This window comes from Enterococcus termitis, assembly GCF_001730305.1.
Lineage (GTDB): Bacteria > Bacillota > Bacilli > Lactobacillales > Enterococcaceae > Enterococcus_L > Enterococcus_L termitis.
Map to the genome: position 1 here is coordinate 43,581 of NZ_MIJY01000046.1, position 13,750 is coordinate 57,330.

The following is a 13,750-nucleotide window of genomic DNA, read 5'->3' on the forward strand; positions in this document are numbered from 1 at the left end:
TTCTAATGAAACAGTCAAAAATGCTAATTCCCACACTACGAGAGGTTCCAAACGATGCTGAGGTTTTAAGTCATCAAATGTTATTGAGAGCAGGGTATATCCGTCAAGTATCAGCAGGAATCTACTCTTATCTTCCTTTAGCAAATCGAGTATTAGAAAAATTAAAGAAAATCATGCGTGAAGAATTTGATAAAATCGATGCAGTTGAAATGCTGATGCCGGCATTACTGCCAGCTGAACTATGGGAAGAATCAGGACGATACGAGACATACGGCCCTAATTTATATCGTCTGAAAGATCGTAATGAGCGTGATTTGATTCTTGGACCAACCCATGAAGAAACATTTACAGAATTAATTCGTAATGAAATCAACTCATATAAACGCTTACCGCTTAATCTGTATCAGATCCAAACAAAATATCGTGATGAAAAACGTCCGCGATTTGGTCTATTAAGAGGCCGGGAATTTATTATGAAAGATGGCTACTCATTCCATTCAAATGAAGAAAGTTTGGATCAATCATACCGAGATTACGAAAAAGCCTATTCGGCTATTTTTGAACGTTGTGGATTGAACTTCCGTGCGATCATTGGTGATGGCGGTGCAATGGGTGGAAAAGACTCTAAGGAGTTTATGGCAATTTCTGATATTGGTGAAGACACGATTTGTTTCTCAACAGAAGGCGATTACGCGGCAAACTTAGAAATGGCGACAAGCCTGTATACACCTAAAAAATCACATGAAACACAATTAGACGTCGAAAAAGTGGCAACGCCAGATGTGAGTTCGATCGAGCAAGTATCCGCATTCTTTGAGGTGGAACCGCAGCGAATCATCAAGTCTGTTTTATTCATGGCTGATGAAGAACCAGTATTAGTTTTAGTTCGTGGTGACCACGAAGTCAACGACGTTAAATTAAAGAACTTCTTGGGCGTAGACTTTTTGAATGAAGCAACAGATGAAGATGCTCTTAAATTCTTGGGGGCTGATTTTGGTTCAGTAGGACCTGTCGAGTTACCAGAAGAAGTAAAAGTCTATGCAGACCTGCATGTCCAAGATTTAGCTAACGCTATTGTGGGTGCGAATGAAACTGGCTATCATTTAACAAATGTAAATCCAGGGCGTGATTTTTCACCAATCAGCTATGAAGATTTACGCTTTGTTCAAGAAGGCGATCCATCTCCAGACGGAAATGGTGTTTTAGAGTTCACTAAGGGAATTGAGATCGGTCATATCTTTAAACTTGGTACTCGTTATAGCGAGTCGATGGGGGCAACAGTGCTGGACGAAAACGGTCGTGAAAAACATGTGATCATGGGCTGTTATGGAATTGGTGTCAGTCGTCTTTTATCAGCAATCGTTGAACAAAACATTGATGAAAATGGTATTAACTGGCCAGCAGGAATCGCTCCATTTGACTTACACGTAGTACAGATGAACGTAAAAGATGAATATCAAACAAAACTGGCACAAGAAGTAGAAGAAATGATGTCTGCATCTGGGTACGAAGTGCTAGTTGATGATCGAAATGAACGTGCAGGAGTAAAATTTGCTGATGCTGATCTGATCGGCTGCCCAATTCGCATTACTGTTGGTAAAAAGGCAGTTGATGGAGTAGTAGAAGTGAAAATCAAGCGAACAGGTGAAATGATAGAAGTCCGCAAAGAAGAACTTGAAAGCACATTAACGATCTTACTGAATCCAGAAAAAGAATAAAGGAACAGCGTCTATGAAATCACGTTATTCTGCGGTTTCATAGACGTTATACATTTTCTAACGATTGTGTTTCACTAAGAAAAATAGTATACTGAATGATGGCGAGGCACTTGGCAGAAATGTCTAAGGGCCTCTTTCTTATCAGGGAATTCAGTTAAAAGATCAGTTAGATGTTTCGAACATAGCTTTAAACGAGAACAACTAGTGTTAATTTTACGTGTAAACGTTCAGAGAATTGACGTATTCGCATTCAGATATGCGGCTCTTTTGTTGTTCAAAAGAAGTTAAACTTGTTCAGTTTTTAAATTAAAGGAGGTTGGTTTGGTGGCAGAAAAAGCACAAGAGTTATTTGAAAAATTAATCGATCAAATGCAATTAAGTGAGCAAGAACGCCAGCATCCACTTATTCAGCAAGGAAGAATTGAAAAAGTCATTGTTCACCAACAAAGTCGTTTATGGGAATTCCATTTGGGCTTTACAGAGATTCTACCTGTTATGCTGTATCAATCATTTATGCAGCAATTGGAGCTTTCTTTTCAGCAAATCGCTGGAGTCAAAGTAAAGATCGCTACAAATAAAAATGAGTTTACTGCGGATCAGTTAACAGATTATTGGCAATTAGCATTGTTGAATAGTCAGTGTGATACGCCATTAGTTCAGCGTGTCATTAAAAAACAGACGCCGATCATCGAAGATAAAAAAATTATTTTACCTGTAGATAACGACGCAGTGATTCCTTATCTAAAACAACAGTATTTGCCGATCATCGAGGATCTTTATCTAGACTACGGTTTTCCAAAGTTTCATATCGAACCTAAAATGGATGAGCAGCAGGCAAAACGTGTGTTGGAACTTTTTGAAGAAAGAAAGCAAGAACAAGACGCTGCTTTTCAGCAACAGGCTGCAGAATCGCTGATCAAACATGAACAAAAGAAAAAACAGCAGCAACAACAAGGGCCAGCGCTTGAAGGTCCGATTCGTTTGGGAAGAAATATTCCAAATGATGAACCGATTATGCCAATGGGCAATATTTTAGAAGAAGAACGACGAGTGACGATCGAAGGCTTTATTTTTGATAAAGAAGTCCGTGAATTGCGCTCTAAACGTAAAATTCTAATTTTGAAGATCACAGATTATACCTCATCATTTATTGTTAAAAAATTCTCCAATGGTGAAAAAGATGAACAAATTTTTGATGCAATCCAAAAAAATAGCTGGGTCCGAGTGCGTGGAAGTATCCAAGAAGATACCTTTATGCGGGATTTAGTCATGAACTGTCAAGATTTGATGGAAGTCAAACATGCGCCGCGTAAGGACTATGCGCCAGAAGGAGAAAAAAGGGTAGAACTGCATTTACACAGTAATATGAGTACGATGGATGCGACGAACAATGTGGCAGACTTTGTTGCACAAGCTGGTAAGTGGGGACATAAAGCGATCGCTATTACAGACCATGGAGGCGCTCAGGGTTTTCCAGACGCCCACAGTGCTGGGAAAAAAGCTGGCGTAAAAATTCTATATGGCGTTGAAGCGAATGTTGTGGATGATGGTGTGCCGATTGCATACAACGAGGCACACATAGAATTAAGTGAAGCAACCTATGTGGTTTTTGACGTGGAAACGACTGGATTGTCAGCTGTTTATGATACAATCATCGAGTTGGCTGCTGTTAAAATGCATAAAGGAAACATCATCGATACCTTTGAACAATTTATTGATCCAGGACATCCATTATCTCAAACAACAATCAATTTGACAGGGATCACCGATGAAATGGTTCGTGGTTCAAAATCTGAAGAAGAGGTTTTGCGATTATTTAGAGAATTCTCAAAAGATACGATTTTAGTTGCCCACAATGCCTCATTTGATATGGGCTTCTTAAATACCAGCTATGGGAAATATGATATTCCAGAAGCAGAAAATCCTGTCATCGATACATTGGAATTATCTCGGTATCTGCATCCGACATTTAAAAGCCATCGTTTAAATACTTTATCCAAAAAATTCGGTGTCAATTTGGAGCAGCATCACCGGGCGATCTATGATTCTGAATCAACAGGTCACCTATGCTGGATCTTTTTGAAAGATGCGAAAGAAAATCATAATATGAATTACCATGATGAATTGAATATGCATATCGGAGAAGGCGACTCCTATAAACGGGCACGTCCGTTTCACGCTACGATTTTAGCCACAACACAAGCCGGTCTAAAAAATCTCTTTAAGCTGATTTCGATGTCTAATGTCAATTACTTCTTTAGAATTCCGCGAATCCCGCGTTCACAGCTAAATAAATTGCGGGAAGGGTTGATCATTGGGTCAGCTTGTTCTAGTGGTGAGATTTTTGAAGCAATGATGCAAAAAGGGGTAGAAGAAGCGAAGAATAGAGCAAAATTCTACGACTACATTGAAGTCATGCCCAAAGCTGTCTATGCTCCTTTAATCGAACAAGAGTTGGTCAAAAGTGAGGCTGATTTAGAAGAAATCATCGCAAACTTGGTGAAAATCGGTGATGAATTAGATAAACCGGTTGTTGCAACAGGTAATGTCCATTATTTAAATGAAGAAGATAGTATTTATCGGAAAATTTTGGTTGGTTCTATGGGTGGAGCAAACCCATTAAATCGTCATAGTTTACCAGATGTTCATTTTAGAACAACAGACGAAATGCTGACAGCTTTCCAATTTTTAGGAGAAGAAACAGCTCGTAAGCTAGTTGTAGAAAATCCAAATGCGATTGCGGATATGTGTGAGGAAATCACACCAGTCAAAGATGATCTATATACGCCAAAAATTCCCGGGTCAGAAGATGAGATTCGAGATCTAAGCTATACTCGGGCAAAAGAATTATACGGTGATCCATTACCAGATGTTGTTGAAAAACGTCTGAAAAAAGAGTTGGATAGTATTATCGGTAATGGTTTCTCGGTTATTTATCTAATTTCTCAGAAATTAGTTCATAAGAGTATGGAGGACGGTTACTTAGTGGGTTCTCGTGGATCAGTAGGATCTAGTTTTGTTGCGACTATGACTGGGATCACAGAAGTAAATCCATTGGCACCGCATTATCATTGTGTCAATTGTCAGTACTCTGAATTTTTCGAGGACGGTTCATATGGTTCAGGTTTTGATATGCCAGAGAAAAATTGTCCGAATTGTGGTCAGCGCTTGTTTAAAGATGGGCATGATATTCCGTTTGAAACCTTCTTAGGGTTCCACGGAGATAAAGTTCCCGATATCGATCTGAACTTTTCAGGAGATTATCAAGCAGAAGCCCACAACTATACAAAAGTTTTGTTTGGTGAAGAATATGTTTATCGGGCTGGAACGATCGGTACGGTTGCCGACAAGACGGCTTACGGATTTGTGAAAGGCTATGAACGTGATCATAATCTGCATTTTAGAGGAGCAGAAGTAGATCGATTGGCCAAAGGGTCTACCGGAGTTAAACGGACGACAGGCCAGCATCCGGGCGGGATCATCGTTATTCCTGATTATATGGACGTGTATGATTTTACACCGATTCAATTTCCGGCAGACGATCAAAATGCTGAATGGAAAACCACTCACTTCGATTTCCATTCGATCCATGATAATATTTTGAAACTCGACATACTTGGACACGATGATCCTACCGTTATCCGTATGCTGCAGGATTTATCAGGCATTGATCCCAAAACGATTCCAACGGATGATTCTGAAATGATGCGGATTTTTGCTGGGCCAGAAGTACTTGGTGTAACGCCGGAGCAAATTTATTCTAAAACGGGTACTTTGGGGATTCCAGAGTTTGGTACGCGTTTTGTACGAGGCATGTTGGAAGAAACACATCCATCAACGTTTGCCGAGTTACTACAAATATCTGGTCTGTCTCATGGTACCGATGTGTGGTTGGGGAATGCAGAGGAATTGATTCGAAGAGGAGAAGCAAACTTAGCAGAAGTAATCGGCTGTCGTGATGATATCATGGTTTATCTGATTCATGCAGGCTTAGATAGTGGCATGGCCTTTAAAATCATGGAAACAGTGCGTAAGGGATTGTGGAACAAAATTCCAGATGAATTGCGTGAAGAATACTTGACTGCGATGAAAGAAAATAATGTACCAGACTGGTATATCGATTCTTGTTCAAAAATCAAGTACATGTTCCCTAAAGCCCATGCGGCTGCCTATGTTTTGATGGCGTTGCGTGTTGCTTACTTTAAAGTGTATTTCCCAATTCTTTATTATTGTGCCTATTTCTCTGTACGTGCAGATGATTTTGATTTAGTAGCTATGTCTCAAGGAAAAGAAGCAGTTAAAGCTCGAATGAAAGAGATTCAAGATAAAGGGCTGGAAGCGTCCACGAAAGAAAAGAATTTATTAACTGTTCTAGAGCTTGCCAACGAAATGTTAGAACGTGGCTTTAAATTTGGAATGATCGATTTGTATAAATCAGACGCAGAAAACTTTGTGATCGATGGAGATACGTTGATCGCCCCATTTAGAGCCGTTCCAAGTTTGGGGTTAAACGTGGCTAAATCGATCGTAGAGGCAAGATCAGAGCCATTTTTATCCAAAGAAGATTTAGCTTCAAGAGGAAAAGTTTCTAAAACGTTGATCGAGTATATGAATGAAAATGGCGTACTAAAAGATTTGCCGGATGAAAATCAATTATCCTTGTTTGATATGCTATAAAAGAACAATGTAAATAGACTTTATCGCGAAAAATAAGCTGAAATTCACGAAAATCATTGTGAGTTTCAGCTTATTTTATACGTTTACCTGTTACACGATTTTTTGCCTATTTCTTAAACTTGGATCAACGCTTCACTTGTTCCTGTTGTGTAGAGCGTGTATAAACTATTTAAAGAACTCTCCATTAAGATTTTTGATGCTTGCAATGTATAAAAAGCGATATGTGGGCTGACAACAACTGTATCAAGCGCCAGTAATTCTTCGATATAGGGATTTAATTCCTTTTGTTCTGCTCTGGTTTTATTAACAAAAAGCATCTCGTCTTCTAACGTATCCAAACCTGCACCAGCAATTTCTCCTGTTTTCAATGCTTGTATCAGTGCTTGCGTATCTACTAAAGGTCCTCTGGCTGTATTGATCAAGAGAGCATCTGGTTTCATTTTTTTTAAAATGGCTTCATTGATCAAATGATGATTTTCAGGGAAATAAGGTGTGTGTAATGTTAAAATATCTGCTTCTTGAGCGACATCTTCTAAAGAAGCTCGATACGTAAGAATCGATTCGATATCTTTTTTAGGATACTTATCATAAGCGATCACGGTTGCCCCTAAGGCTTTAAACAGCTCTGCAGTAACCAAACCTATGTGACCTGTGCCGATCACACCAACAGTCAATTCATGGATTTCTCTGCCAATCAAACCATCTAATGTAAAATCTTGCTGCTGTTCTCTTTGCAGTAGGCGAGGAATTTGGCGTAACAGCATCATCGTCAAGGTCAGTGCATGTTCTGCAATCGCTCGTGGGCTGTATACAGGCACATTACAAGCATTGATGTGATACTTTTTTAGATAGTTCATACTTAATCCATCGATTCCAGCTGATCGTGTAGAAAGTAGGTGAATATTGTTTTCTGCCATAACTTGATAGATTTCTTCATCATGAACAGCAGTCATTTGCTGAAATGAGATGCCATCGGCACCTTTTGCCAAGTGAACGGTTTGTGTATTTAATTCCTGATCGGTAAAAGCAATATCAATGCCATGCTCGTTTGCCCACTGCTCAGCAACAGGCTGCTCTTTTTTACCGATACCGTAAATAAAAATTTTCATTCGTATGTCTTCCTTTCTTAAAACGAAACGTTTTAAATAGAATGTAATTATCGTTACTTCTGTTATTGTATGAAAATTACCCCAAATTTCCTAGCGAGAAGTTGTTTTAAGAAAAAAATCTAATGAAAAGTGTAATAATACGCCTAGACCTTTAATTTTTCTCTTTAGTAGCATATAATAAGAAAGGATTTATTTAGCATACTATTGAACGATTTTCATGGTACAATAATAATTGATGGATCATTACAGGAGGGAACACTACCATGGTCAAAGAAAAAACAAGATATAAAGCAGTGATTGCTGATCATACGTATACGATTATTGGTCAAGAAAGCAAACAACATATGGACTTAGTAACAAAATTAGTTAATGAACAATTAGCTGAAATCAAACATATCTCACCACAAACAAATGATGAACAAGCGTCAGTTTTATTAGCGATCAACGCTATTTCTGATCAGTTGAAAAAACAAGAAAAGACGATCAATTTAGAAAAAGAAGTGGCAGAGTACAAAAAGAAAACGATTCGCTTAGCTGAACTTGAAAATCGAATCAAACGCATTGAAGCAATCGAAGAAGAAGCTAGAGATGTATTGAAGAAAAATGGACAAGAAGATGTTGAAATCCATAATCATATGGAAGCACAACAAATCCTTAATGAAAATCGTAAAAAGCAAATTCAAAATAAAAGTACAGAACAATAACCTGAAAGGATGACGGGATGTTAACATTACTCATTTTACTAATATTAGCTATCGGCTACTATACTGGTTCTAGACGCGGATTGATTCTGCAAATTTTGTATACATTCGGTTATCTTTGTACGTATCTTATCGCAAAATCCTACTATAAAAGTTTGGCCGCTCATTTGGAATTATATATTCCTTATCCTTCCCCAACGGAAGAAACCAAGCTGCTCTTTTTTAATCAGAAATTGACACTTGATTTAGATCAAGCCTTTTATGGAGCAGTGGCTTTTCTACTTATTATGATTGCTGGCTGGCTTGTTGTACGCTTTTTAGCGATTTTTGCTCATGCGTTGACCTTTTTACCTGTTCTAAAACAAGCAAATGGGATAGCTGGCGGAGTGTTGAACCTGCTTGTCGTTTACGTTGGAATTTTCTTAGTTCTAAGCACTGTGTCAATGCTCCCAATAGATGCGGTTCAAAATCAGTTTAAAAATAGCGGACTGTCGCAGTTTATCGTGAAGGATACGCCGATTTTTTCAAAACAAATCTATCATTTGTGGATCGAACAAATGATTAAATAAACATCTGGATAGCTAGAGAAGAAGGTAAACATAACTTGTTTCAATGCTGAATCAGTTATCGTTTGCCTGATTCATTTTACAGAAAAACAAACAGTCAAAAGCACAACAAGAATAGAAGGTGAAAATCAATGAATACACGTATCTTAGCAACTTTAGGGTTTGATAAGGTCAAACAGCAATTAGCGCAATATATTGTCACAGCTCAAGGCTTGGAAGAAGTGGAGCATCTAGTTCCAGTAAATGATAGGACAACAATTCAGGGATGGCTTGAAGAAACAGAAGACAGCTTGAAGATCCAACGATTGCGAGGCGGGATACCGATCCCAAAATTGGAAAATATTCGCCCTCACATGAAACGAATCGAAATCGGAGCGGATCTAAATGGTTTAGAACTAGCTCATGTTGGCAGAGTCCTTTCGACCACATCAGAAGTTATTCGCTTCTTTAATGATCTACAAGATAGCGAGATCGAATTATTCCGTTTGTATGATTGGATCGATCAATTGATCGTATTGCCAGAATTAAGCCGCCGTCTGAAAGAGTCGATCGACGAAGATGGACGCGTGATGGACGAAGCATCATCGGAATTAAAAGTAATTCGCAACAATATTCGTAGAAGTGAACAGACGATTAGAGAGCAATTAGATGGTATCGTGAGAGGCAAACATGCAAAATACTTAAGTGACGCGATCGTTACGATGAGAAATGAACGCTATGTTATTCCAGTAAAACAAGAATACAAGAGCGTTTTTGGCGGCGTTGTTCACGATCAAAGCTCGTCAGGACAAACATTTTTTATTGAGCCTAAACAAATCGTTGAGTCAAATAATCGTCTGCGCCAGCATCAAATTGCTGAGCGAAATGAAATTGAACGTATTTTAGCCGAATTGTCCGCAACGTTAGTTCCTCATCGGAATGACATTTTACACAACGCTTATGTTATTGGCAAGTTGGATTTTACCAACGCAAAAGCACGATTTGGAAAAGATATAAAAGCAGTTGTGCCGGAAATCAGTGAAGCAAATGACATTTATTTCAAACAGGCAAGACATCCACTTCTGGATCAAGAAAAAGCCGTTGCTAATGACATTATGATTGGGAAAGAGTATCAAGCAATCGTGATTACTGGACCGAATACAGGTGGGAAAACGATCACATTAAAAACGTTAGGTCTATTACAGCTAATGGGGCAATCTGGCTTGCCGATACCTGTCGGCGAAGAAAGCCGTATGGGAATTTTTGACGAGGTATTTGCTGATATTGGTGATGAGCAGTCGATCGAACAAAGTTTAAGTACTTTTTCTTCTCACATGACTAATATCGTCAGCGTTTTGGAAAAAGTCGATGAGCATAGTCTTGTACTTTTTGACGAGCTTGGTGCAGGAACTGATCCGCAAGAAGGGGCAGCACTAGCTATTTCGATTCTAGATGCATTGGGCAGTAAAGGAGCCTACGTGATGGCTACAACCCATTATCCAGAATTGAAGGTATATGGATATAATCGCTCGGGTACGATCAATGCCAGCATGGAATTCGATGTAGATACATTAAGTCCTACCTACCGATTGTTGATTGGCGTTCCGGGGAGAAGTAATGCCTTTGAAATATCTAAACGACTTGGGTTGGATCATGGGATCATCGATCAAGCGAAACAGATCATGGATGGTGAAAGTCAAGATCTGAACGAAATGATTGCTGATTTAGAAAACCGTCGAAAAATGGCTGAAACTGAATACTTAGAAGTTCGTCATTATGTTGATGAATCAGAACGTTTGTATAAAGAACTTAAAGAAGCATATGGTTATTTCTTTGATGAACGAGAAAAAGAAATGGTTAAGGCGCGTAAAAAGGCGAATGAAATCGTCACTCAAGCAGAAGAACAAGCTGCTGGAATTATTTCAGATATCCGAAAAATGCAGCTGACTAGCGGTAACCGAGGCGGAGTAAAAGAGCATGAGCTGATCGATGCCAAAACAAAACTGTCTCAACTTCATCAAGAAGAAACTCGCTTAGAGAAAAATAAAGTATTGAAAAAAGCGAAAGAACAAAAACAATTGAAAACGGGCGATGAAGTTATCGTTAATACCTATGGGCAACGTGGAACACTGATTCGTAAAACGAGTGATCATGAATGGCAAGTCCAATTAGGGATCTTGAAGATGTCCGTTAATGAAAACGATATGACCCCTGTAGCACCAGAAAAAGAACCTAAACAAAGAGTCACTGCTGTACGCTCAACACAAAGCAGCCATGTTCCGAATCAATTAGATTTACGTGGGAAACGCTATGAAGAAGCATTAGCTGAAGTAGATCAATATTTAGATGCAGCGATTTTAGCCGGGTATCCCCAAGTAACAATCGTACACGGTAAGGGAACAGGTGCTTTGCGTACTGGGATTACAGATTTTCTTAAAAATCATCGTAGCGTAAGCAGTTTTGAATTTGCGCCAGGTAATCAAGGTGGCAACGGAGCCACGATTGTCAAGTTCAACTAGAGTACTTACCTTTAGTAAGCAGAAAACTAGTCGGAGCAAGAAACAAGTGTTATAATCACTTTAGATAGAAAACTAGGAGGCTTTACAGATGACACAAGTAATTACAGATAAAGATTTTTCAGCAGAAACAGACAACGGTCTAGTTTTGATCGACTTTTGGGCGACTTGGTGTGGTCCTTGCCGTATGCAATCACCAATTTTAGAACAATTAAGTGAAGAATATGATGAGAGTGAACTAAAAATCGCTAAAATGGATGTAGACGAAAATCCTGCAACTCCAGCTTCATTTGGCATCATGAGCATTCCAACATTGCTTTTGAAAAAAGATGGAGAAGTTGTTGAAAAAGCAGTCGGCGTTCATTCAAAAGAGCAGTTACGTGCGATGATCGAGAAATATTTATAAAAAATTAAGGAAGAGCTGATAGAAGTATTTACCTCTAACACCTAAGAAAAACTTATTTCTGTTTCCTCTGATTATCCGGATTGTAAGTAGCTGAGATATGACTCATAGAGTTATATCCCGGCTATTTTTTGACGTCTTAGATACATGTGACAAATGAGCGAAAATTATATTCTGTTCAGCTTTTTTTCAGCTTAAAAAGCAAGAAAATGGTATAATAAATGGTATCAATGAATGAGAAAGGAAGTACTATGAACGAAAGAATCAAAAATAAACTTGCATTGCTTCCTGACCAGCCCGGCTGTTACTTAATGAAGGACAAAAACGGCACGATCATTTATGTAGGGAAAGCAAAAGTCTTAAAAAACCGTGTTCGCTCTTATTTTACAGGCAGCCACGACACAAAAACAGAACGACTTGTCAGTGAAATCGAAGACTTTGAATATATAGTGACAGAATCAAATATCGAGGCACTTTTGTTGGAAATCAATTTGATTCATAAAAATGATCCTAAATATAATATTATGTTAAAAGATGATAAAAGTTATCCTTTTATCAAAATCACTAATGAAGAATATCCGCGACTATTGATCACGCGTAAAGTAGTAAAAGATAAGGCGCTTTATTTTGGACCATATCCAGACGTAGGAGCTGCTAATGAAACCAAACGATTGCTCGACCGTTTGTTTCCATTACGTAAATGTCGCGTTTTGCCAAAAGAAGTATGCCTATATTATCATATGGGGCAATGTTTAGCTCCTTGCGTTTTTGATATTCCTAAATCGACCTATCGAGAAATGGTGGGAGAAATCAAACGCTTTTTGAATGGTGGTCATCCGGTAATTCAAGATGAACTACAAAAAAAGATGGATACAGCCGCTGAAAAGATGGAGTTTGAAAAAGCTGCCGAATATCGTGATCAGATCAAAGCGATTGAAACAGTGATGACACGCCAGAAAATGACAAATGCAGATTTAGTGGATCGGGATGTCTTTGGCTACGCGGTTGATAAAGGCTGGATGTGTGTACAGGTCTTTTTTGTCCGACAAGGAAAGCTGATCGAACGCGATGTATCGATTTTTCCATTTTATAATGAAGAAGAAGAGGATTTCTTGACCTTTATTGGTCAATTCTATCAAGAAAATGAACACTTTATTCCAAAAGAAGTCCTAATTCCAGATAACATCGATATCGAAAGTGTGGAAGCAATGCTTTCGACAAAAGTGCTTCAACCGCAACGAGGGGAAAAAAAGAAGCTTGTTAGACTCGCAGGAAAAAATGCAACCGTCGCATTACAGGAAAAATTTGATCTTATCGTGCGTAAGCAGGAACGAACAATTGGCGCTGTTGAAAAATTAGGAAATGCAATGAATATACCTGCCCCAATCCGAATCGAAGCATTTGATAACTCGAATATCATGGGTACAGATCCTGTTTCAGCAATGGTTGTATTTGTTGACGGACGGCCAGATAAAAAAGAATATCGAAAATATAAAATCAAAACGGTAAAAGGTCCAGATGATTATGCATCGATGAGAGAAGTCATTTACAGACGGTATTCTCGTGTACTGAAAGAAGGACTACCTTTTCCTGATCTGATTGTTATTGATGGCGGGAAAGGACAAGTGGATGCGGCGAAAGAAGTATTGGATAATCAGCTTGGCTTAGATATCCCCATTGCTGGTTTAGCGAAAAACGACAAGCATAAGACCAGTGAGCTTTTATTTGGACCAGAGTTGGAGATCGTTCCTTTAGAAAGAAACTCTCAGGAATTTTTCTTATTACAAAGAATCCAAGATGAGGTTCACCGTTTTGCCATTACTTTCCATAGGCAATTACGGAGTAAAAATAGCTTCTCTTCCCGTTTAGATGAAATCGAAGGATTAGGTCCTAAACGTAAAAAAGAGCTGTTAAAGCAATTCAAATCTTTAAAGAATATCACTGCGGCAACGATTGAAGAGCTGACTGCCTCTGGACTGCCGAAAAATGTTGCAAAAAATGTTTATGATTATTTGCACGAAAATGAACCGGATAAATAACTCACAAACTTCAGGATCAGTGTTACGATTCTGAAGTTTTTT

8 protein-coding genes are annotated in these 13,750 nt (G+C 38.6%); 7 read left to right on the forward strand and 1 reads right to left on the reverse strand.

What is annotated here, in order from left to right; all coding sequences use genetic code 11:
* The first annotated feature begins 5 nt into the window (after window positions 1–5).
* Together BCR25_RS18050 and BCR25_RS18055 are read left to right on the forward strand one after the other, a co-directional pair.
* On the forward strand, window positions 6–1,718 hold the full coding sequence (locus BCR25_RS18050; protein WP_069665009.1) for a proline--tRNA ligase: 1,713 nt from the start codon (window positions 6–8) through the stop codon (window positions 1,716–1,718).
* 324 nt (window positions 1,719–2,042) lie between these two features.
* Window positions 2,043–6,395, forward strand: a complete 4,353-nt coding sequence (locus BCR25_RS18055; RefSeq protein ID WP_069665010.1) for a PolC-type DNA polymerase III — start codon at window positions 2,043–2,045, stop codon at window positions 6,393–6,395.
* A gap of 113 nt (window positions 6,396–6,508) precedes the next feature.
* Here BCR25_RS18055 and BCR25_RS18060 read toward each other — a convergent pair whose 3' ends face one another.
* A complete protein-coding gene (locus BCR25_RS18060; RefSeq protein WP_069665011.1) occupies window positions 6,509–7,504 on the reverse strand; it encodes a D-2-hydroxyacid dehydrogenase in 996 nt (331 codons plus the stop codon).
* A gap of 263 nt (window positions 7,505–7,767) precedes the next feature.
* On the opposite strand from BCR25_RS18060, the gene zapA reads away from it, so the two are divergent.
* From zapA to uvrC, 5 genes are all read left to right on the forward strand, one after another.
* The gene (zapA, locus tag BCR25_RS18065) at window positions 7,768–8,208 is read left to right on the forward strand and encodes a cell division protein ZapA (RefSeq protein ID WP_069665012.1); all 441 of its coding nucleotides are present in this window, start codon (window positions 7,768–7,770) and stop codon (window positions 8,206–8,208) included.
* Window positions 8,209–8,225: 17 nt separating this feature from the next.
* On the forward strand, window positions 8,226–8,774 hold the full coding sequence (locus BCR25_RS18070) for a CvpA family protein (protein WP_069665013.1): 549 nt from the start codon (window positions 8,226–8,228) through the stop codon (window positions 8,772–8,774).
* Between the two features lie 128 nt (window positions 8,775–8,902).
* Window positions 8,903–11,269 carry an endonuclease MutS2 gene (locus tag BCR25_RS18075; protein WP_069665014.1) on the forward strand — a complete coding sequence of 789 codons (2,367 nt, stop codon included), beginning with the start codon at window positions 8,903–8,905 and terminating at the stop codon, window positions 11,267–11,269.
* An 88-nt stretch (window positions 11,270–11,357) separates the two neighbouring features.
* On the forward strand, window positions 11,358–11,672 hold the full coding sequence (trxA, locus tag BCR25_RS18080; protein WP_069665015.1) for a thioredoxin: 315 nt from the start codon (window positions 11,358–11,360) through the stop codon (window positions 11,670–11,672).
* A gap of 248 nt (window positions 11,673–11,920) precedes the next feature.
* The gene (gene uvrC / locus BCR25_RS18085) at window positions 11,921–13,708 is read left to right on the forward strand and encodes an excinuclease ABC subunit UvrC (RefSeq protein ID WP_069665016.1); all 1,788 of its coding nucleotides are present in this window, start codon (window positions 11,921–11,923) and stop codon (window positions 13,706–13,708) included.
* Window positions 13,709–13,750: the final 42 nt, after the last annotated feature.